Below are 20,965 nucleotides of genomic sequence, written 5' to 3' on the forward strand. Positions count from 1 at the left end.
GATCTCTCAAGGCATTCGCCATAGGGATCAGTAAATCACTAAGCAGGATTTAATTAAAAAATAATTTATGTATCTAAAGTAGGAGGGTAAGATCACTTAAATTCTAGGATAATATACAAAGATATCGAAAATTTTTCAAACCTGAAATTTTGTTTAAAATAATCAGCCAATATTAAGGTCGTTTGTTAAGTTGGGTCAAACCAAAATTATTGCTACTTTAACTGGCAGTCTTCTTAAATAAAAAATAAATTACAACCAGGGGTTTTAAAATGCAGACAGTACAAAAGATTTACTGCCCAAATTGTGGCTGCCAAGCAGAACGTTATTATATTTCTGATAGTCAATTAACTCGAACACAATGCTCTAGTTGTGACTACTTGATGATTAGCTGTACTCGCACTGGCAAAGTCATTGAGGCTTATGCACCAGGAATTTATGCACAACGCTAGATAATAAAAATTAAAAATTGGAGAATGTTTTCTCTAATTTTTAATAATAAACTTACTTATGATAAATTCTGAAGACTTTACAAGTTCTTATTCTGTTGTCTGAGTTGTTGCTGTCGGATCTGTTCTTGTAATCTAAATTCTTGCTGTTGTCTAATTTGTTGATCTTGTCTGAGTTGTTGATCTTGTATTCTCAGTTGTTGCTGTCGGGAGAATTCTTGCTGTTGTATTCTCAGTTGTTGCTGTTGTAGCCTAAATTGTTGCTGTCGGAGCATTTCTTGCCGTTGTCGTGTAAATTCTTGCTGTTGTATTGTCTGTTGCTGTTGTAGTAGTTGTGGTTGTTGAAGGTTTAGCCGTAGCCATGTTTCCTTCATTCGTTCTTGTGTTTGCTGATTTTGCTCTTCTTGTTGTTGTCTGATTCTTTCTTGAAATGAATCTTGCGTCTGGGGATTCGTCTGAATTATTTGTGCATTAGCAGGAAAACTAATCGATAAAGCTTTTGCAAGCACAATCAATAGTAGCCATGCTTTAAATATCGACAAACGATTTAACATACAGTTATTTCCTCAATTGTTATAGGTTGGGTTTAGCGATCGCTAAATCCTTAAAATTTCAACACAATTACCCTATACAAGATAAATACAGGGGCTTGGAATAGTTCACTAAAGCTAATGTTTTATTTACCGTTATGGGTTTGTGCGATACTTACATTTGACTACGCCAATGTAGTTAATATTCTTCAGTCCATAACGTTTTCTAAATATCAGTGCATTGAGAATATCTTGCTAGATCAAGGTTATATCTAGTTCGTTATATTGATTTTGCATAAAACTCTCGCTTTTCAGATATTCACCACTAATTAAATTATACATTCAAATTTTTTAGATGGGTTGTCGGATTTCCGTAATCCACTTACCTGGTAGAGTTACAGTTACGAAGCTTTTCAAGTACTTGAACTACACTATTTTCTGTTCTCTATCGCCCGTTATAGTATGAATAGCTGAAAACTTCTCTAAAAAAGGATTTCAAGCGATTTTACACCGTAGATAAACAGAGATAATTTCTTAGATATATCTGTGTTTATCTGCGGTTTCATATTCATTCATAGAATTGACTGCAACAAGTTTAATTTTTACTTGCTCTCAATTGTCCGCAAGCAGCATCGGCTTCTAAACCACGAGAATAACGCACACTAACAGCAGTATTTTGTTGCTTAAGGACGTTGACAAATGCTTCAATGCGATCGCGGTTGGGGCGTTTATAGTCTACTTCTTGGATGGGGTTGTAAGGAATCAAATTCACATGACTTTGAAATCCTCGCATACATTTTGAAAGTTCTAATGCGTGTTCTGGTAAATCGTTGACACCAGCCAGGAGAACATATTCAAAGGTAACGCGCCGTCCAGTGATTTCTACATATTCTCGACATTCAGCCAACAACTCTTCTAGAGGATAGGCGCGGGCGCTGGGGATGAGTTTTTCTCGCAGCGCTTGGTTGGGTGCGTGGAGACTAACCGCGAGAGTGATTTGCAAATTATTTTGCGCGAACTGACGAATGCGATCGCGAATACCAACTGTAGAAACTGTAAGCGATCGCTGTCCGATACCAATATCTTGATTTAGAGATTTCAGGGCTGCGAGGACATTCTCAGTATTCAACAAGGGTTCACCCAATCCCATGAACACGACATTGCTAACCCGTTGCTGAAAATCTTCTTGCACAGTTAACACCTGATCAATAATTTCATGCCGTGCTAGGTTGCGCTTGTAGCCTCCCTTACCAGTAGCGCAGAAATCACACGCCATTGGGCAACCCACCTGAGTAGAGACACAAACTGTTAGACGGGCTTTTGGGCCTTCTCCCCTTTCTGCAAAGGTGGGGATACCAACAGTTTCAATAATTTGGCCGTCTGTTAATCGTAAAAGATATTTGACTGTGCCATCAGGAGCCACAGAGCGGTAGTGTAAAGTTGAGCGCCCAATGGGGACTTCGGCTACTTCGGCACGCCATTGCTTAGAGAAGACAGAAATATCAGCTAGCGATCGCACTCCCTTATCGTAGATCCATTCATGCAGTTGCTTTCCTCTGTAAGCAGGTTGTCCTTGTTGCTGCACCCAAGTGCTTAACTCCGCCAGAGAAGCACCGAGAAGGGGAGGGATTAATTCTGATTTTTCTGGGTTGTGTGAGTCAACCTGAGATACAAGAGGCGTAGCAGACATAAAAAAATCAAGAGTTGATGTAGGATCTCTATCCTACACCTGCTAGATCGAGTTAGTCTTGACCAAAGAAAACAGGGAATTAACCAAAGGTTGTGCCGTTCCAGCCCCACATTGCACCTTTAGCGTCTGCAAACTCGATGTAAATCCGATTTTTCGGCACACCTAGAGTTTGGTTAATCTGCTGGCAAAAGTCTTGACTCATCGCTGCGGTTTGGTCTGGCTTCATTGTGCCAATGCTCTTAATTTCAATGTAGCAAACCGGTTCTGTATTTCCTGCAAAAGTCATAGGAATTTCTGGCTCAAAAGCAGTCATTACATAAGATTCTGGTTTTCCCAAATGTTTCGCTAACTTGGCAGATAGATTTAAAAGCATTGACTCAATTTCAGCTTTTTGAGGAGCAGATGCAGAAGTTTGCACTTTAATTACTGGCATAGTACCGAATTAGAAATTTGAATTTTATTCACACTGTTAAGTTTACCGAACCGTAGACCAGACAAGGGGCAGTTTTCCCAATCCCCAATTCCCAATTCCCAATTCCCAACATTTAGTTATGAGATGAGCGAAACAGGTGATTATGTTCGGGATGATATAAACGCGATCGCCCTTTTGCTGTCGAGAGGGCTGGACTGATTATATAAAGCGTAGTACGAATTAATTCTTCTTTATGAGTACATTCCGCCATTTCATTCAGGGGGACAACCTTAATTTTTTCATCGGGCCATCCGATACGAAAGCAGATTGCAATGGGGGTTTCGGCTGGATAATGTTCGAGTAGTTTAGCTTGAGCATTTTCGACGTGACGCGCACTGAGATATAAGCAGAGGCTAGCCTGATGCGCTGCGAGAGAGGCTAATTCCTCATTGGCTGGGACTTCTGTACGTCCACTAATACGGGTCAAAATGATAGTTTGGACTAAACCAGGCACAGTTAGTTCTACTTTGAGTTTGGCAGCAGCAGCTTGAAAAGCGCTGATGCCAGGTATGACTTCAAAAGGAATATTTGCCTCAGCGAGGAGGTGCATTTGCTCGTGGATGGCGCTGTAGAGACTAGGATCGCCAGAATGGAGACGGACTAGAGATTTTTGCTGCGATCGCACCCTATCGATCATAATCGGCAAAATCTCTTCTAAAGTCTGATTCGCAGTTCTAATTATCTCCGCATCTTTTCGGCAAAGTTCTAAAATCTGTTCGGGTATTAGAGAATCAGCAAATAAAATCACATCAGCAACAGCCAGTAGTTTCTGCGCCTTGACCGTCAATAAATCAGGATCTCCAGGGCCTGCTCCGACAATATAAACAGATGGTTCTATAGCATATAGTGTTTTTTTATAACTTAGGTTTTCTGTATATTCACTTTTAAAAGAACCCACGGCAATCCCTCAAAAAACTTTTTTGATATTTTCTCAGTATCTTTCCGGATTCACCCTCTTTCCCTAGTAGAGAGTAATGGTAGATGCACCCTGGTTAAGCCCTAGAAAATATTCTGGGGCATTTTTTATTTTTGGATATCGGGAATTGGGCATTGGGCATTAGTTATTATTCTTTCTTCCTCTGCTTCCCCTGCCTCCCCTGCACCCCCTGCCTCCCCTGCTCCCTCATCCCCTCATCTCTCCATTTCCCTTGGGAGTAGGCACTACATCGGGTAAAGGGCGTTTGAGTAAGTAAAGCCAAGCTAATCCAACTAATCCAAATAAAATTCCTAGACTGCTGACTACTTGTGCCATTCGTAATGGCCCCAGCATCAAGCTATCAGTACGGAAACCTTCAATCCATAAGCGTCCTAAGCTGTAGGCTGGCCAGTAAACTAAAAACAGAGTGCCTACCTTTAAACGTGGCTTACCGGATAAAGACCGGAAAAACAACGTTATGAGTAGCGTAAACACCATTAAATCCCACAGAGATTCATACAAAAAGGTGGGATGGAAGTAATCGAAACTAGCAAATTCTAAAGGACGATGGTCTGGTGGAATATACAGCTTCCAGGGTAAATCAGTAGGATCGCCAAAAGCTTCAGAATTAAAGAAATTGCCCCAACGTCCGATCGCCTGCCCTAAAATCAGCGAAGGCGCTACTAAATCTGCCAGTTGCCAGAAAGAAACCTGCTTGATTTTGGCAAAGATTAACGCAGCCAAAACGCCACCAATAATTGCTCCGTGAATGGCAATACCTCCTTCCCAGATAGCAAAGATTTTTCCTGGAGTTGGGGCATATTTTGACCATTCAAAGAAAACATAATATAGCCGTGCGCCGGGAATTGCCCCAATCAACAACCAAAAAAACAAATCGCCTAGCAACTCAGGATTAACATTACGGCGCTTTGCCAATTCTTGAGAAAGGATTACGCCAATTAAAACTGCTGTGGCAATCAATAAGCCATACCATCGGATACTTAGTGGCCCTAATTTCACCAGAATAGGTCCTGGAGAAGTAAATTGAAACGCCAAGGGCAAGGTGGAAAAATCCAGTGCCATGAGAAATTACCTAGAAAAGTTTGTTAACTACCCGCGCACTTTGCTAAGTACGGAGTTTTTTACATTTCGAATACTGAAACTACACTTAAAATCCAGCATCCATATTTAGGAGTCTAATTCCTAACGCCTAGTTGAGCATAACTTGTGTCACAAAAACAATTGAGTTTAGCATTCTTGCTCAGAGCACAAGATGGTAGATTTGAGTAAGTTACACAAAAGAGTTTCGATATAATCACCTAAACAACTTTGATATATCTAAAATTGTGATTGCTATTTATCCTGGTAGCTTCGACCCCATCACCCTGGGACACCTTGACCTCATTCAGCGCGGTAGTCGCCTGTTTGAGCGGGTAATTGTCGCTGTACTGCGGAACCCAAACAAAACGCCACTTTTTAGCGTGCAGCAACGGTTAGAGCAGATCCGTCTTTCTACACAACATCTACCTAATGTAGAAGTAGACAGTTTTGATGGTCTTACCGTAAACTATGCCCAAATGCGACACGCACAAGTTTTGCTTCGGGGTTTACGGGCTGTGTCAGATTTTGAAGTGGAACTGCAAATGGCTCACACCAATAAAACTCTTTCTACCCAAATAGAAACAGTTTTTCTAGCAACCTCAAATGAGTATAGTTTTTTAAGTAGTAGTGTGGTAAGAGAGATTGCAAGGTTTGGCGGCTCTATCGATCATCTCGTTCCCCCACACATTGCCCTAGATATATACCAATGCTACAATCACAACTCTCCAATGTTGAACCCAATCTCAACGGAAGCAATCCCCCCCCTGAAGAATATGTCGGTGGAGAGGGAAGCATAGATATTCAGCAGGAACTCAACCGCCTAGAGGAAATAGTTCTCTCTAGTCTCAGGATTCCTCTGACGGGACGCACTCTCATAGATGAAGAAAAGCTGCTGGAACAGCTTGATTACATCCGGCTTGCTTTACCATCACTTTTTCAAGAAGCAGCAGCCATCCTTGAGCAAAAGGATGAAATTCTGTTAGAAGCGGAAGAGTATGGACAACAGGTTGTTGAAGCCGCGCAAGCAAAAAGAGCGCAAATCTTAGCTGAAAGCGATATTATTCAACAGGCTGAACAAGAAGCTGAACAACTGCGGAGACAAGTGCAACAAGAGTGTGAGGGAATAATGCAAGAAACCCTCACCGAGATTGAGCGCAAGCGGTATGCTTGTCAGCAAGAATTAGAGCAAATGCGACAAACTGCGATCGCTCAGGCTCAAGATATTGAAGATGGTGCCGATCAATATGCTGATGGCATTTTGGGCAATATCGAACAGGATCTCAAAGATATGTTGCGAATTGTCACCAACGGACGACAACAATTGCAAATTGATAACCTCACGCAGCGCAATTCACCTCCCGGTAAAAAAAGATAGAGGTTCTAACAAGAGATGAGGAAAAATTCTAAGTTGGGTTTCGCTATTGCTTAACCCAACAATTTTTGCAATTCTCACAAATCAAATATGATTGCGATATTTATGTTTAAAATTCATCAAAAATGCAATTAATACCTGATTATAGGGTGTAGGTAAAATCTTCTACCAGCATACCGGGAACTAAACTACCTCCTAGTTGGCGACTATCATAAGTGCCTACTTCGGGAATAAATTCTTGAAAATCGGTCAAATCTACTAGGTTTTCTCCCCAGAAGCGATAGAGACTTTCATCAAAACGTAGGTTTTCAATGGGAGCAATAATTTCTCCGTTTTCCACCCAAAAACAAGCATAACGGGTCATACCTGTGATTCTACCAGTTTGGCGATCGCTCCAATTTAAGTAATGCAAATTTGATAGATACAATCCTGTATCCAATCTTGGAAGAATCTGTTCAAATACTAAATTTCCTGAACTGATTTCTGGTGCACGGAGAGTCTCTGAACCATTAGCACCATTGGCAGTTTTTTGATATTCCTTAGCAGTGCGAGAATTAACCAGAGTGTTTACCAAACGTCCTTTTTCTATTACAGGTAACTCCGGTGCTGCCATTTCTCCCAATTCATTAAATCGGGGTACTAATCCGCGCTGAAAGTTTTCTTTCAAACTAAATGCTGGCGAAAGCTGTTTTTCTTGACGCGATAAAGCAGCTAAAGCACTATTTCCTTGTTGGATATCAGCTTCGCTGATAGCTCCCCAAGAAAGCATGACTAATAAATCTGCAACAGCAGCAGGTGCAAAATAAGTTTTGTATTGTCCTCGTGGCAGTTCTTTACATGGACGAGCAAGCAATTCGAGTTGTTTTTTAGCTTCGCTAATTTTGGCTATATAAGCAGATTTATTCCAATCACTTCCTGCAAATGTTCCCTTAACTGCTTGCCCAGAAGCGGAAAATAAAGAATAATCTAAGGTAAAAGAATCAGTAGCAAACCAGTGTTTTTGACCACTGGAATCACCATAACCTTTAATTACTATTCCTCCAGCATATATACCAGTAAAATCTAATTCATTAACTTGTTCTAATACACTTGATACTACTGCTTCTTCTGCCAATAAATTTCCAGAATGTACTTCACGACTGGTATTAGTTCCTGATGGTAAAACTAGATATGGATCGATGGGTAATAGAATCAGTTCGTCGCGTAATTCCTGCAAAGCAGAATATGCTAATTGCCAGTCCAACTCCCAATTTCCAGTAAAGGGAAACTGCCTAACACTACTGCGTTGCTCTGCCATCAGAGTCAGTTCGATCCACCCATCAGCGACACAACCAGTTTGTCGCACTTTCGCATGATTGAAACGAGTGAATTGACTTCTTTCACTACTGAGTTTGACGGTGAATTGTTCATTTTCTGCTTTTTTTATAAGCAGAGTTTCAACCAGTCGATTAAAGCTGACTTCTAACGCAGATAATTCCTCAATTTTCATGGATATTAAATATTAATAGGGAATAAGCCGGGGAAAGTTAGGAGTTGAAGAGTTTTTGACCTCAAAACTCCTAAGTAGCTAGGCGTAAATAAATTAAAGCTTGTAGTAAGGAATTTAGTCCTCATCATAATTGTTCTGAGCGATAAATCGCTCACTACGAACTAGAATTTTATTTTATATTTAATTATGCCTAACTACTTAAGTACCAACTATTCACTCCTAACTATTAACTTTTTCAACTTCCTCCACCAAAAACTTCGACATTTGCAAATACACAAACAGGGGAACCATGTCCTACCCAAATGGCCTGATTTGGTTCTCCTTTACCGCAATAAGGAGTACCATACATTTGCCAGTTTTCAGCATTTCCTACTTGGATTAAGCTATGCCAAAATTCTGGTGTTGTAGCGCGATAGTTAGGATTGCGGAGGGTTTTAGTGAGTTTACCATTTTCAATTAATTTAGCGTACTCGCAACCAAATTGGAATTTGTAACGGCGATCGTCAATTGACCAAGATCGGTTAGATTCCATGTAAACGCCGTGTTCTATGCCGCTAATAATGTCTTCAAAGCTAGCGTTCAGAGGCTCTAAATTTAAGTTACCCATGCGATCGATCGCTGGTCGATTCCATGAAGAAGCACGGGCACAGGCTACTCCTGATACACCTGCTCTAGCTTGACTCTCTAGACTGCCCAAACCCCGTTGAAGTACTCCTTCTTTGACCAAATATTCCCGCGTTGCTACAGCACCAGTATCATCAAAGCCATAGCTAGCAAATTCACCAGCCACGGTGGGGTCAAAGGTAATGTTCATCAGTGGCGAACCATATACTAGGTTGCCAAAATCACTTTTATTAACGAAGCTGCCCCCAGCATAGTTACGCTCATCTCCCAAAATTCGGTCAATTTCTAGGGGATGCCCGACACTTTCATGGATTTGCAGCATCATTTGATCTGGGGCTAAAACTAAATTGGTACGGGTAGTTGGGCATTCTTCTGCTGTCAAGAGTTCTACTGCTTGTTCGCCAATTTGCCGCACCCGATGCCATAAGTTTTCTTGTTTTAATAGTTCGAGTCCGCCTTGGTAACAGTTTGCTTGGGAGCCGTTGTTGCTGCGCTGCTGTACAATTGACCCATCTTGGGCGGTGGCTCCGTAATGAGTAGCTATAGATAGAATTTTTTGATAAACTTCTGAACCATTACTGCTAACAAACCAAGACTCTCTCTCAATGGTGCTAGCCCCGGCTATGGTTTGCACAATCTTGTCGTCAACTTTCAGCGTTTGGCAAATACGAACCAGTAAATCGTTGATTTCTCCAGGACTCAAAGCATCAAAAGGTTCAAGGAATGGAGATTTATATTCACCAACGACTTTCGGGCGCTCACTTTCACGAAAGGGATGTATCCACCATTCACTGGCTGCTAGTGCCTGTTTATAGGCTGTTTGGGCAGCAGCTTCTAGGGAAGACGGTTCCAGAGAGTTAGTAGCTGCATAACCCAGACAGCCGTTGACCAAAACTTCCAGCATGGCTCCAACAGTGAAGGATTTGCCATTTGCCTGGGGTAAGCCGTCACGGACTGAACGGCTTGTAGAAGTCTCCTTTACGGCTCTGATACCGATCCAATCAGCAGGAATGTCGAAACTAGCGATCGCTTTTTTAAGTTCAGACCACATAATTTAAGGAATGGGGAATGGGAAATGGGAAATGGGGAATGGGGAATGGGGAATGGGGAGTGGGGAATGGGGAATTTCCCCCCTACTCCCCACTCCCTACTCCCTAATTCCTAATTCCGATGCCAGCGCGTGCCATCACGGCTATCAATTAGCGTAATACCTTCTGCTTGGAGTTCGTCACGAATGCGATCGCTTTCGGCAAAATTTTTGCTTTGACGCGCTTCTTGCCTTTGCTGAATTTTCGCTTCAATTTCTCCATCGCTTAAACCATTCTTCTTGTCAGGTTCTGCTTCTATCTCGGCTTCTAAACCCAAAACTCCAGCCAATGTGACAAGAGTTTGCCATTGATGCTTTAACTTATCTGAAGATGTTTCGGTTTTCCCTTCATGCACAAGAATATGCCCCTCACGGCGCAGTTCTTTGGCTAATTCAAAGAGTACTGTTAACCCACCAGGAAAATTAAAGTCGTTATTCACAATTTCTTGAAAACGCTCAACATCGGGATTGGGTACTGGGTATTGGGTATTGGGTATTGGGATATTCCCAGTCCCTAGTCCCCAGTCCCCAGTCCCTAAATCCCATCCTAGTTTTTCGCCGTATTGGTAGCCGAAAAGTAAACCTTCCTTAATGGTGTGCCAACCGTTGGTTGCTGCGGCGATCGCTTCGTCGGTAAAATCTATGGGTGTACGATATTGAGCGGTCAGCACAAATAACCGTACTGCCATCGGGTCAACTCCTCGATCCAGTAAGTCTCTAATAGTGGTAAAGTTGCCCAAAGATTTGGACATTTTTTCACCATCTACCTTCACCATGCCGTTATGCAACCAGTAACGCGCTAGGGGTTTTCCTGTTACAGCCTCAGATTGGGCAATTTCGTTTTCGTGGTGGGGAAAAATTAAGTCAGCACCACCAGCATGAATATCTATAGTGTCACCCAAGCGATCGCGTACCATTGCCGAGCATTCTATATGCCACCCCGGACGACCTGCGCCCCAAGGTGATTCCCAAGCGGGTTCTCCCGGTTTTGCTGCTTTCCATAAAGCAAAATCAAAGGGGTCTTTCTTTTTCTGATATTCTGGATCATCTACGTTGACGCGATCGCTTTTCCCCGCTTGCATATCTTCTAACCTGCGTCCCGAAAGCTTGCCATACTCAGCAAACTGCCGGACTGCATAATACACATCGCCGTCAGCAGGGTAAGCAAAACCCTTATTTTCCAACTCATGAATTAACCGTTGAATGCCGTTCATCGTGTGGGTAGCACGGGGATATTCATCGGCTTCTTTGATTCCCAGCCGCGCCATATCCTCAAAATATGCTTTGATAAAGCGATCGGCCACAGCTTCCATTGATGAATTTTCAACACGGGCTCGATTGAGAATCTTGTCATCAATATCAGTAAAATTTTGGATATATCGGACTTCATAACCGATAAACTGGAGGTATCGGCGGATTACATCCCAAACAATGCAAGCTCTAGCATGACCCAAATGGCAGTAGTCGTACACCGTCACGCCGCAGTAATACATCTTAATCTTGCCTGTTTCGACTGTTTCAAACGGTTCTTGACGACGGGTGAGGGTATTGTAGAGTGTTAGGGTCATAACAGAGTAATGCTGAAATAAGGAGATACGTAATAATAGGGTAAAGCAGCTGGGATGACAGTCCAGCATCCCTATGCTAGTGTTTTCTGGACTATCTGCGCTACATTACTATTTTTTGACTATTTGATAACAGCGCTATGCAATCAGCAGTTACACCCGAATCTTCGGCAATGGATACGCCCAAACAAGGAATGCCAGTAACAATTATTACGGGATTCCTCGGTAGCGGAAAGACGACTTTACTCAATCATATCCTCAACAACCAACAGGGTTTAAAAACCGCTGTTCTTGTGAATGAATTTGGTGAAATTGGCATCGACAACGAGCTAATTGTTTCCACTGGTGAGAACATGGTGGAGCTAAATAATGGTTGTATTTGCTGCACTATTAATAATGATTTAGTAGATGCAGTTTACAAAGTTTTAGAACGCCAAGAAAATCTAGATTATCTAGTAGTGGAAACAACTGGATTAGCAGATCCGCTACCAGTAGCTTTAACATTTCTGGGCACAGAATTACGAGATTTAACCCGCTTAGATTCGATTATTACCGTGGTAGACGCGGCGAATTACAGCCTAGATTTATTTAACTCGGAAGCAGCATACAGCCAGATTGCCTATGGTGATGTTATTGTGCTGAACAAGGCTGATTTGGTTGATGAAGCCACTTTGAACGAGTTAGAAACAAAAATTAACGAAGTTAAGGAAGGAGCAAGAATTATTCGCGCTACGCGATCGCAAGTGCCACTTCCTTTAATTTTGAGTGTTGGTCTATTTGAGTCTGATAAATATTTTGACACAGTGGTTGATGAACACGATCATCACGATCATGAACATCACGATCATCATGACGATCATGACCACTCAACATGCGGTCACGATCATCACGACCATGACCACGATCACCACGATCATCATCATTCTGACCATTTAGAAAATGATGGTTTTACTTCCATCTCTTTCCAAAGTGACAAGCCTTTTTCTATTAGGAAGTTTCAGTATTTCTTAGATAATCAGCTACCCTCAAATATCTTCCGAGCCAAGGGGATTATGTGGTTTGATGAAAGTCCGAAGCGTCATATTTTCCACCTTTGCGGTAAACGCTTCACCTTGGATGATGATGAATGGCAAGGTCAATTGAAAAACCAACTAGTGCTGATTGGTCAAAATTTGGATCGTGAGGCTTTAATTAGTCAACTCGAAAACTGTATTTGTCTACCTTCAACCTCTCGCGGTAAAGGGTTTGGGAAATAAAAGTTAGGAGTTAAAAGTTTACTACTCATTCCCAGGTGTAACCTGGGAAGGAATTCCCAATTACTTCGCCATCTATTAACTTACTATTGCGTTCGCTCCAGTAAGTTAAATCTCCGTCGTAATATTAAACAGAATTTTCTGGGCATCATGTGCCGAACATCCTGGTCTAAAACCGTAGTTTCTAGCATGAAATGTTGCTTTATGTGCTGGTTCTAAAGCAGATTTTGCGATTGCTTGCCAAAGTTGTAAAAAATTTTCCCCCCAGCTAATGCCGTCCCCCCGATGTCTTGGGGGGACTAAGAAGGGTAGCAACAATTTCAAATTCTCACGAATGATTTAGGATTGCTATATACAGATGAAATTGCGCCTTCATCAACTTTTAGTTTCTACCTTTGAAAGAGTTTAGCCATTCTTGAACTTGTTCGCGGGCAATATCGCGCCCTCCAAGACCAAAGGCTAGGGCAATAGCAACTGCGATCGCACCGAGTAAAAGTCCAAAGGCTAAATTCACAATATCACTGGCAACTCCAATCTGTTGCAATGCCATTGCAGAGACTAAGGCAATAATGGCAATTCGCGCTACTTGTCCCAAAATCTCTGCCTGACGTTCGCCGGAACTGGTAATGATGTTAAAAGCTAGATTTGCTAGGAATAAGCCAATGGCAAATATTACCAATCCCGCCAAAATTCGCCCAAATATAATCACAATACCAGACACTAATGCTGTCAGGGCTGGAATATTCAAGATATTCACCGCCGCCACCGTTGCAAACAGCATGATACCCACTAAGGCAACAATACCTGCAATTTCCGATGGAGTGCGGTTTGGGATATGGGCAGTTGTTGGTTCAGTTGAAATTTCGATGCGTCTAGTGGGTGTAGTCAGACCCAAAATAGTGAAAATGTTGTTAAAGCCTAAATTGGTGAGGATACTTGTAACTAAATCCGCCACAAACCGCCCCACAAAATAGGCAACAATTAAAATTGCCACGGCTGTAAAGATGGCAGGGAGAGCGTTGAGAACCTGTTGTAGCATGGCGATCGCCGGGACAGATATCGCATCAATTCGCAAGGCATTAAGCGCTGCGATCGCTACAGGAATCAAAATCAAAACATAGACAATTGTGCCGATAATATTCGATAGAGGTTGCACCCCCGCACTTGCAGATAATCCCAACCGGCTACCTAAATGGTCAATACCAGTTGTCGCCAACAAGTTCGTCACAATCCGCCGGACTACATTAGCGATGAACCAACCAACTACAGCAATTAAGATCGCCGCTAAAATGTTCGGTAGAATTAGCAGAACTTCTGTAATGAGAGCTTGTACTGGTTGTAAAGCCTGCCTTAGTCCAAGACTATCTAAAACTGGGGCAAGAAACAGTAAAAATATAAACCAATACAGAGCATTAGCAATCGTCTCACTTAGAGACAACTGATTTAGGCTGGGTGCGCTGTCTTCTGGTTCTGGATTCAAACGCTCATCCAGATTAAATGCCTGTAATGAGCGCACAGTGATAATCTTGACAATGGTCGCCAAAAACCAGGCGGTTGCCAAAAGGATTCCCGCACCAACCAAATTTGGCAAAAAGCCAATAAGTTGATTGAGAAAATTATTGAGGGGTCGAGAGGCTACCTCCAGATCCAATGTCTGTAAAACAGCTACCGCCGTCAATAGAATAATGCTCCAAAAGACTAAGGTGGAGATTAATTTCTCCACCTGGGGAACATCTTGACGACCTGTTATCCCTGTGGCAATGCGGTTATCGATATTTGTGCGCTTGAGGATTCCTTGCGTTACGGCTGCTGCGATCGCTGCAATTAGCCAACCTACTAACAAAATTGCTACTGCCCCCAGGAGACGGGGCGTAAACAGAATTATCTGTTGAATAATACCTTGTACATCAGCGATTCCTTGATTCACTGCTGGTTGCGTCGGTTGCAGACTGGGGGATTGTGCCAAAAATTGCTGCACCCTCATGGGCAAAACAACTTCTATCACCTGGGTTATTCCTTGCCAAGTTGTATTCATGGTTTTCGGGAATTAAGCTTAAGTATTCGCCGCAAACACTGAGTAAGTGTTTTGCCTATCAATTTACCAGTAAAAACATACATCTATGGCATTGATATCAAGAGTAATTTTTGACTTTGTTACTAATATTTGATTTAATTTACTGTCAGTGCTGAGTTTTGCGTTACTCTAATTGCAGCAACAGCATCGAAGATGTGGAATGCCTCAAGTTTTAGAACAATCGATTCAAATTAATGCTACAGCGACGGTGGTAGAGCGCTGTATTAGCGATTTAGCTCTCATGCAACGCTGGCTCAACCCTGTCCTCCGTTGCGAACCTGTGGGTGAATCTTGGAGTACTGATGTCGGCAGTAAAAGCCGTTTTATCATTCAAATTCCTCTACTGAAACCTACGTTGAATAGCGTAGTTGTGGAACGACAACCGGGTTTGGTAGTCTGGGAATTTCAGGGATTTTTTCAAGGGCGCGATCGCTGGGAATGTCAACCCACAGAAAATGGAACGCTCCTACTAAACCGTTTTGAGTTCGATATTCCTAACCCCTTAGTGAGTTGGGGTTTCAATACCTTTGCCGCATCTTGGACAAAAGAAGATATGCAAGCCCAACTCCGCCGCCTGAAACGAGTCGCAGAAAATTCGTAATTGGGCATTGGGCATTGAACATGAAGAAGAGACAAGGGAAACAAGGAAGAGAGTGGAGAGAGGGGAGACAAGAGAGAGACTTGTTCAATAATTCCCCCTTGCCCCCCTTGTCTTCCTGCCTCCCCTGCTCCCCTGCTCCCCTGCTCCCCTGCCCTCTTCCCTAATCCCTCCCCAATTCCGTAAGTAGCCGCCGAATTACTGATGCATCCTGGGCATCAGGAACTTTTGCTAAATAATTTTGTAAATCGTCTACGGCTTGGGGGTAGTTACCAAGTTGATAGGAGATTAAGCCGCGATCGCGCAATTCTAAAGTTACATTAGGAAACAGCAACAAAATTCGTTCAATTGCTGCCAGCGTTTTTTCTAACTCTTGTTGTTTGAGGTAAATAAATTTTATATTTGTCAGCATCCGTGCCAAAAATTGCCGATTACTGACCACGGCTAAAAATTCTGGTTGTAGCGTCACAGGTTGCTGATAAATTTGAGACAGCCGTTCCTCGCAATCTTGAGCAAATATTATTTCACCGCCATTAAAGGCATCCACAAAAATTTCTATATCTGGAACATCTGGGCGGATCAAGAAATGCCCTGGCATTCCCACACCCACCATCGGGAAATCAATCCGTCTGGCAACCTCTAGGTAAACTAACGCTAAGGTAATAGGAATTCCTAGTCGGCGGTCAATTACATCATTGAAAAAACTGTTACGCGGGTCGTAATAGTCAATCTTATTACCAGAAAACTTTAAATCATCGTATAGGTACTGATTAATACTTTGAACTATCCGCAAAGGATATCGTGAGTCTGGTAGGCGTTCTTGAAGCTCCCATGCCATTGTATCAAGGGCGTTGAGATATTCCTCTGGATCTAGTTTGGGATATTCTTCTTGGGCAATATACAAAGCTGCCTTTGCTAGGTCAATATGCTCGTCAGCCTGCTGAATCTCTTGGTAAAAATATTGTCGCGCTGACGAGAAATTCATAACCTGTTGCCCGGTGGAAGTATGAGGATGAAGCTACACCTACGCCTAACCTAAGCATTGTGCCTTGGCTAAACTGAAAACATTTTTCTGTAACTATTTTTTATATTAAGGATATTCAGAAGATTTGGAAATGTAAGTTCTACGCTAGGCTTCTAGCTGTCAGCGTTCTCAGTATAGATTCTGTCTGAAAGTGCAAATAACAACCCAAAGCCCCAGCTAAAGCATAAATTTCTAACTAACTCACTTTTAACACTGCCGCGTCTGCACAATCTTGACACTCCAGTTTTAATTTTGAGTCTTCTCCAGTCCCCATGCAAAAACTTACCTTAATTTTGATCCCCAAGCCCCAGTCTTAAGGATCAATTTATGGCGTAGAGTAGGGTCGTTCAGTGCTAATCTGAAAGGTGACATTGCTTAATTTTATGTCTTCTCCGACCTTATCTGAAATATAGCTTCACTCATTAGGCGCAGCATGGTCACAACCGCAGAAAAAACAAACATTGGCTACATTACCCAAATCATTGGCCCAGTTGTAGACGTTAAATTTCCCGGCGGGAAATTGCCACAAATCTACAACGCTTTGAAAATCAAAGGCACCAACGAAGCTGGGCAGGAAATCAACATCACCGTTGAAGTACAGCAACTGCTGGGCGACAACCAGGTGCGGACTGTTGCGATGAGTTCCACCGAAGGCTTAGTGCGCGGTTTTGAAGTCAGCGATACAGGCGCTCCCATTACCGTGCCAGTTGGTAAAGCCACTTTGGGCCGGATTTTCAACGTCCTTGGCGAACCTGTGGATAACAGGGGCCCAGTAAATGCTGAGGCAAGTTTACCCATCCACCGCTCTGCTCCCAAATTCACCGACCTAGAAACCAAACCTTCGGTGTTTGAGACTGGGATTAAAGTTGTTGACCTTCTGACTCCCTATCGACGCGGCGGTAAGATTGGTCTATTCGGCGGTGCTGGTGTTGGTAAGACCGTAATCATGATGGAGTTGATTAACAACATCGCTACCCAGCATGGTGGAGTATCCGTATTTGCTGGCGTGGGTGAGCGCACCCGTGAAGGTAATGACCTCTACAATGAAATGATTGAGTCTGGGGTTATCAATAACGAGAACCTCAACGAATCAAAAATTGCTCTCGTCTACGGTCAAATGAACGAACCACCCGGAGCTAGAATGCGGGTTGGTCTTTCGGGATTGACAGTAGCAGAGTACTTCCGGGATGTGAACAAGCAGGACGTGCTGCTGTTTATTGATAATATCTTCCGGTTTGTACAAGCAGGTTCGGAAGTATCCGCGCTATTGGGTCGGATGCCTTCTGCGGTAGGATATCAGCCCACATTGGGAACCGACGTAGGTGAACTGCAAGAGCGGATTACCTCGACTACAGAGGGTTCCATTACCTCGATTCAAGCAGTATACGTACCTGCGGATGACCTCACTGACCCCGCACCTGCTACCACCTTCGCCCACTTGGACGGAACCACAGTACTGTCTCGCGGTTTGGCTGCTAAGGGAATTTATCCCGCAGTTGACCCCCTTGGTTCAACTTCCACCATGCTCCAACCAAACATTGTCGGTGAAGAACACTACAATACTGCGCGGGCGGTGCAATCAACTCTGCAACGTTACAAAGAACTCCAAGACATTATCGCCATTCTCGGTTTAGATGAATTGTCAGAAGAAGACCGTCTAATCGTGGCACGGGCGCGGAAAGTTGAGCGCTTCTTGTCTCAGCCATTCTTTGTAGCAGAAGTATTTACCGGTTCTCCTGGTAAGTATGTGAAGTTGGAAGATACCATCAAAGGCTTCCAAAAAATTCTGTCTGGTGAGTTGGATGCTCTGCCAGAACAGGCTTTCTACTTGGTTGGCGATATCAACGAAGCGATCGCTAAAGCTGAAAAAATCAAAGGTTAGTCATTAGTCATTGGTCATTAGTCATTAGTCATTAGTCGTTAGTCATTAGTTCAACTGCTAATGACTAATGGCAATTACGAAAGACATAAATGACAAAGGACGAAGGACGAAGGACAAAGGACAAAAGACAAATGACATTAACCGTTCGGGTAATTTCTCCAGATAAAACAGTCTGGGATGCTCCAGCTGAAGAAGTAGTTTTGCCTAGCACAACTGGTCAACTAGGTATCCTCACCGGACACGCACCACTTTTAACCGCCCTGGATACTGGTGTAATGCGAGTCCGTGCCGCGAAAAATCAGAATTGGGAAGCGATCGCTCTTTTGGGTGGCTTTGCCGAAGTCGAAGAAAATGAAGTGACAATTCTGGTTAACGGCGCTGAACGTGGCGACAAAATTAACCTTGAAGAAGCTCGTGCTGCTTACAACCAAGCAGAAGCGGGACTCACTCAAGTTTCAGCAGACGATCGCCAAGCCCAAATCAAGGCAAATCAAGCTTTCAAACGCGCCCGCGCTCGGTTTCAAGCTGCTGGCGGTTTGGTCTAATTTAATTTTCTATTTCAACTTTGTAGGTTGGGCAATGTCCAACCTACAAATTATTTATTAATTTTTCAAACAATTACGTCAAGTTTAAGAAATCGAGGCAAGCCTTGGTGAAGTGTTAATTTAGCTAATTAGTTGCCCAAATGGGCACAAATTATGAAAAGCTTTTCATCTTTGCTTGGTACTCGTAAACAAAATAAGGTAGCTCGTTTTGCGGCCTCTATCGTAGCAACGTTAGCGCTCGCTGGTGGTATTCATTCTGCCAATGCTAATTCTGTTAAAACAACTACTGCAAAAGAAATAACTTCGGCATTAGTCCAGCGAAATCAGACTACACCAAATATTGCTCAGTTACCAATCAGCAGGACTCAATATCAAACTGCTGGAATTGATCCTGTTGTACTAGTTCCCATCCTACTTGTCGGCGGTTTCGTCATATTCGTCCCCCTATTCTTTGGGGGACTTGTAGTCATTGGCGAACGTGAAGTCGGTATTGTAGTGAGGAAATTTACCCTTTCTGGGCGTGGACTCCCCGCCGGCAGTTTGATTGCCCTCAACGGCGAAGCTGGCTTGCAGGCAGATACTTTAGCTCCTGGTTGGCATTGGGGCTATTGGCCTTGGCAATATTCTGTAAAGAAAGAATCGGTAATTGTCGTCCCCCAAGGGGAAATCGCTTTGATTGTGGCAGCAGATGGCGCATCCAACCCACCAGAGCGGATTTTGGGGAAAATCGTGGGTTGTGACAACTTCCAAGATGCTCGAAAATTCCTCACCGAAGGTGGTGAAAAAGGGCGGCAAATGGGTTTTCTCACCGCAGGTACATACAGGATTAACACTGCTCTGTTTAAAGTCATCATGGCATCAAATGCCAGCGCTCATGGCATGGCTCCAGAACAGTTGCGGGTGTACAGTCTGGCATCTGACAAAGTTGGCATCGTCACTACCTTAGATGGTGTGCCAATTTCTGCCGGTGAACTCGCAGGCCCCATAATTGACGGACACGACAACTTCCAAAATGGTCAGAAATTTATTAATGGGGGTGGGCGGCGAGGCTTACAAGAACAGACTTTGCTTTCTGGCTCTTGGAACTTGAATCCTTGGTTTGTCCAGGTTGAACAAGTTCCGATGACCGAAATTCCCATTGGGTATGTGGGTGTAGTAATTTCTTTCGTGGGTAAGGCACATCAAGATGTCAGTGGTGCAGCCTTCACCCACGGTAATTTGGTGAATCCTGGACATAAGGGCGTGTGGGTTGAACCGCTGTATCCTGGCAAACATCCGATTAATTCCCGGATCATGAAGATGGAACTGGTGCCAACGACCAACATTGTATTAAATTGGTCAGATCGCACCGAACGCCACAGCTATGATGCTCAACTAGCTTCTTTGACAGTGCGATCGCGTGATGGGTTTGCTTTTGATTTGGAAGTAGCACAAATTATCCATGTCGGTGCTTTAGATGCTCCGAAGGTAATTTCCCGCGTTGGTGCAATGCAAAATTTGGTAGACCATGTATTAGAACCAACTATCGGCAATTATTTCCGCAACTCAGCCCAAGACTATACTGTACTAGACTTTCTCACCGCTCGGAGCGAACGACAATCTGAGGCTGCTGAGTATATTAAAACAGCATTACGGGCTTATGACGTGCAAGCGATCGACACCCTGATTGGTGATATTCTGCCACCAGCTTCATTAATGCAGACACAGACAGACCGGAAAATTGCCGAAGAAGAACGCAAGACTTATGAAGTCCAGCAGATGGCACAAACCCAACGGCAGCAGCTTGTCCGGGAAACAGCGCTGGCTGATATTCAGCAAGAAATGGTGAAATCAGAGCAGAGTGTACATATTGCTGACTTAAAAGCCCAAGCCCAAATTAAACAGGCGAACGGTGAAGCCGAAGGTACAAAACTCCGGGCAATTGCTGAGGCTGAAGGTATTCGGGCCACAGGTAACGCCAAAGCTGAAACTTATCGCGCTGGTGTGGAAGCTTTGGGTTCCCAAGGTTATACAGCAATGCAACTCATGCAGATTATAGGCGATCGCCATGTCCGCTTGATTCCAGATGTCTTAGTTGGTAGTAATGGCAGCAATAACGGCTTAGTGGATGGGCTACTATCCATGATTTTATGGAATCAAACTGGTAAAGGTGAATTGAAACCAACACCTTTGCATCCGCAACCAGTAGTTACCCAAACACAACCAACCACCGAAAACGGTCTTCCACCGATAGTTGTGAATTTTCCAGTAGATAAGTAATATCCGGTGGGGTAGCACAGCTTTGCTACCCTACGAGA

At 43.3% G+C, this 20,965-nt stretch carries 18 protein-coding genes and 1 pseudogene; 8 read left to right on the forward strand and 11 right to left on the reverse strand.

From position 1 onward, the window contains the following. Positions 1-269: 269 nt before the first annotated feature. Positions 270-449: a hypothetical protein gene (locus IQ274_RS06095; RefSeq protein ID WP_012410305.1), complete on the forward strand. Its 180-nt coding sequence runs from the start codon at positions 270-272 to the stop codon at positions 447-449. Positions 450-526: 77 nt separating this feature from the next. Here IQ274_RS06095 and IQ274_RS06100 read toward each other — a convergent pair whose 3' ends face one another. The 5 genes from IQ274_RS06100 to lgt form a co-directional block, all read right to left on the reverse strand. Next, on the reverse strand, positions 527-1,000 hold the full coding sequence (locus IQ274_RS06100) for a hypothetical protein (RefSeq protein ID WP_194141699.1): 474 nt from the start codon (positions 998-1,000) through the stop codon (positions 527-529). A 571-nt stretch (positions 1,001-1,571) separates the two neighbouring features. Beyond that, positions 1,572-2,666: a 23S rRNA (adenine(2503)-C(2))-methyltransferase RlmN gene (rlmN, locus tag IQ274_RS06105; protein WP_163935339.1), complete on the reverse strand. Its 1,095-nt coding sequence runs from the start codon at positions 2,664-2,666 to the stop codon at positions 1,572-1,574. Positions 2,667-2,745: 79 nt separating this feature from the next. After that, the gene (locus IQ274_RS06110; RefSeq protein ID WP_163935336.1) at positions 2,746-3,099 is read right to left on the reverse strand and encodes a phenylpyruvate tautomerase MIF-related protein; all 354 of its coding nucleotides are present in this window, start codon (positions 3,097-3,099) and stop codon (positions 2,746-2,748) included. A gap of 112 nt (positions 3,100-3,211) precedes the next feature. Then, positions 3,212-4,036 carry a precorrin-4 C(11)-methyltransferase gene (gene cobM, locus IQ274_RS06115; RefSeq protein WP_322745197.1) on the reverse strand — a complete coding sequence of 275 codons (825 nt, stop codon included), beginning with the start codon at positions 4,034-4,036 and terminating at the stop codon, positions 3,212-3,214. Positions 4,037-4,261: 225 nt separating this feature from the next. After that, positions 4,262-5,137: a prolipoprotein diacylglyceryl transferase gene (gene lgt, locus IQ274_RS06120; RefSeq protein WP_163931501.1), complete on the reverse strand. Its 876-nt coding sequence runs from the start codon at positions 5,135-5,137 to the stop codon at positions 4,262-4,264. A 263-nt stretch (positions 5,138-5,400) separates the two neighbouring features. Here lgt and coaD point away from each other — a divergent pair, with 263 nt between their 5' ends. Next, the gene (coaD, locus tag IQ274_RS06125) at positions 5,401-5,952 is read left to right on the forward strand and encodes a pantetheine-phosphate adenylyltransferase (RefSeq protein WP_114081944.1); all 552 of its coding nucleotides are present in this window, start codon (positions 5,401-5,403) and stop codon (positions 5,950-5,952) included. Then, a complete protein-coding gene (locus IQ274_RS06130; protein WP_163931504.1) occupies positions 5,862-6,530 on the forward strand; it encodes a DivIVA domain-containing protein in 669 nt (222 codons plus the stop codon). The genes coaD and IQ274_RS06130 overlap by 91 nt, the downstream gene beginning before the upstream one ends. A 139-nt stretch (positions 6,531-6,669) precedes the next feature. Here the strand turns inward: IQ274_RS06130 and IQ274_RS06135 are convergent, their stop codons facing one another. The 3 genes from IQ274_RS06135 to cysS form a co-directional block, all read right to left on the reverse strand. Continuing rightward, positions 6,670-8,016 carry a TldD/PmbA family protein gene (locus tag IQ274_RS06135; RefSeq protein WP_163931507.1) on the reverse strand — a complete coding sequence of 449 codons (1,347 nt, stop codon included), beginning with the start codon at positions 8,014-8,016 and terminating at the stop codon, positions 6,670-6,672. A 235-nt stretch (positions 8,017-8,251) separates the two neighbouring features. Continuing rightward, positions 8,252-9,691 carry a TldD/PmbA family protein gene (locus tag IQ274_RS06140; protein WP_163931510.1) on the reverse strand — a complete coding sequence of 480 codons (1,440 nt, stop codon included), beginning with the start codon at positions 9,689-9,691 and terminating at the stop codon, positions 8,252-8,254. A gap of 110 nt (positions 9,692-9,801) precedes the next feature. Continuing rightward, positions 9,802-11,295, reverse strand: coding sequence for a cysteine--tRNA ligase (cysS, locus tag IQ274_RS06145; protein ID WP_194141700.1), 1,494 nt, complete (start codon positions 11,293-11,295; stop codon positions 9,802-9,804). A gap of 137 nt (positions 11,296-11,432) precedes the next feature. Between cysS and IQ274_RS06150 the strand changes: the two genes are divergently transcribed. Further along, positions 11,433-12,548, forward strand: coding sequence for a CobW family GTP-binding protein (locus IQ274_RS06150; RefSeq protein WP_194141701.1), 1,116 nt, complete (start codon positions 11,433-11,435; stop codon positions 12,546-12,548). 123 nt (positions 12,549-12,671) lie between these two features. On the opposite strand, the pseudogene IQ274_RS36320 reads toward IQ274_RS06150, so the two are convergent. Both IQ274_RS36320 and IQ274_RS06155 read right to left on the reverse strand, forming a co-directional pair. After that, a pseudogene (locus IQ274_RS36320) lies at positions 12,672-12,788 on the reverse strand (reverse transcriptase); the annotation flags it as partial. A gap of 139 nt (positions 12,789-12,927) precedes the next feature. Further along, positions 12,928-14,580, reverse strand: a complete 1,653-nt coding sequence (locus IQ274_RS06155; protein WP_194141702.1) for a mechanosensitive ion channel — start codon at positions 14,578-14,580, stop codon at positions 12,928-12,930. 199 nt (positions 14,581-14,779) lie between these two features. Here IQ274_RS06155 and IQ274_RS06160 point away from each other — a divergent pair, with 199 nt between their 5' ends. Next, positions 14,780-15,220, forward strand: coding sequence for an SRPBCC family protein (locus IQ274_RS06160; protein WP_194141703.1), 441 nt, complete (start codon positions 14,780-14,782; stop codon positions 15,218-15,220). Positions 15,221-15,380: 160 nt separating this feature from the next. Here IQ274_RS06160 and IQ274_RS06165 read toward each other — a convergent pair whose 3' ends face one another. Beyond that, positions 15,381-16,202 (reverse strand): SirB1 family protein, encoded by an 822-nt coding sequence (locus IQ274_RS06165; protein ID WP_194141704.1) that lies wholly within the window; start codon positions 16,200-16,202, stop codon positions 15,381-15,383. Between the two features lie 472 nt (positions 16,203-16,674). Between IQ274_RS06165 and atpD the strand changes: the two genes are divergently transcribed. The 3 genes from atpD to IQ274_RS06180 all read left to right on the forward strand — a co-directional run bounded on the left by atpD (position 16,675) and on the right by IQ274_RS06180 (position 20,927). Next, positions 16,675-18,123: a F0F1 ATP synthase subunit beta gene (gene atpD / locus IQ274_RS06170; RefSeq protein WP_114081954.1), complete on the forward strand. Its 1,449-nt coding sequence runs from the start codon at positions 16,675-16,677 to the stop codon at positions 18,121-18,123. 131 nt (positions 18,124-18,254) lie between these two features. After that, on the forward strand, positions 18,255-18,668 hold the full coding sequence (atpC, locus tag IQ274_RS06175; protein WP_163936387.1) for an ATP synthase F1 subunit epsilon: 414 nt from the start codon (positions 18,255-18,257) through the stop codon (positions 18,666-18,668). A 153-nt stretch (positions 18,669-18,821) separates the two neighbouring features. Next, a complete protein-coding gene (locus IQ274_RS06180; RefSeq protein WP_194141705.1) occupies positions 18,822-20,927 on the forward strand; it encodes an SPFH domain-containing protein in 2,106 nt (701 codons plus the stop codon). Positions 20,928-20,965: the final 38 nt, after the last annotated feature.

It is taken from the genome of Nostoc sp. LEGE 12447, from assembly GCF_015206985.1.
In the GTDB taxonomy this organism is placed as follows: domain Bacteria; phylum Cyanobacteriota; class Cyanobacteriia; order Cyanobacteriales; family Nostocaceae; genus Nostoc.

What these genes read in the sequence shown, in the direction of transcription:
- IQ274_RS06095 (WP_012410305.1), top strand. Translation starts at nt 270, where the DNA reads ATGCAGACAGTACAAAAGATTTACTGCCCAAATTGTGGCTGCCAAGCA.
- IQ274_RS06100 (WP_194141699.1), bottom strand. Translation starts at nt 1,000, where the DNA reads ATGTTAAATCGTTTGTCGATATTTAAAGCATGGCTACTATTGATTGTG.
- rlmN (WP_163935339.1), bottom strand. Translation starts at nt 2,666, where the DNA reads ATGTCTGCTACGCCTCTTGTATCTCAGGTTGACTCACACAACCCAGAA.
- IQ274_RS06110 (WP_163935336.1), bottom strand. Translation starts at nt 3,099, where the DNA reads ATGCCAGTAATTAAAGTGCAAACTTCTGCATCTGCTCCTCAAAAAGCT.
- lgt (WP_163931501.1), bottom strand. Translation starts at nt 5,137, where the DNA reads ATGGCACTGGATTTTTCCACCTTGCCCTTGGCGTTTCAATTTACTTCT.
- IQ274_RS06130 (WP_163931504.1), top strand. Translation starts at nt 5,862, where the DNA reads ATGCTACAATCACAACTCTCCAATGTTGAACCCAATCTCAACGGAAGC.
- IQ274_RS06135 (WP_163931507.1), bottom strand. Translation starts at nt 8,016, where the DNA reads ATGAAAATTGAGGAATTATCTGCGTTAGAAGTCAGCTTTAATCGACTG.
- IQ274_RS06140 (WP_163931510.1), bottom strand. Translation starts at nt 9,691, where the DNA reads ATGTGGTCTGAACTTAAAAAAGCGATCGCTAGTTTCGACATTCCTGCT.
- cysS (WP_194141700.1), bottom strand. Translation starts at nt 11,295, where the DNA reads ATGACCCTAACACTCTACAATACCCTCACCCGTCGTCAAGAACCGTTT.
- IQ274_RS06150 (WP_194141701.1), top strand. Translation starts at nt 11,433, where the DNA reads ATGCAATCAGCAGTTACACCCGAATCTTCGGCAATGGATACGCCCAAA.
- IQ274_RS06155 (WP_194141702.1), bottom strand. Translation starts at nt 14,580, where the DNA reads ATGAATACAACTTGGCAAGGAATAACCCAGGTGATAGAAGTTGTTTTG.
- IQ274_RS06160 (WP_194141703.1), top strand. Translation starts at nt 14,780, where the DNA reads ATGCCTCAAGTTTTAGAACAATCGATTCAAATTAATGCTACAGCGACG.
- IQ274_RS06165 (WP_194141704.1), bottom strand. Translation starts at nt 16,202, where the DNA reads ATGAATTTCTCGTCAGCGCGACAATATTTTTACCAAGAGATTCAGCAG.
- atpD (WP_114081954.1), top strand. Translation starts at nt 16,675, where the DNA reads ATGGTCACAACCGCAGAAAAAACAAACATTGGCTACATTACCCAAATC.
- atpC (WP_163936387.1), top strand. Translation starts at nt 18,255, where the DNA reads ATGACATTAACCGTTCGGGTAATTTCTCCAGATAAAACAGTCTGGGAT.
- IQ274_RS06180 (WP_194141705.1), top strand. Translation starts at nt 18,822, where the DNA reads ATGAAAAGCTTTTCATCTTTGCTTGGTACTCGTAAACAAAATAAGGTA.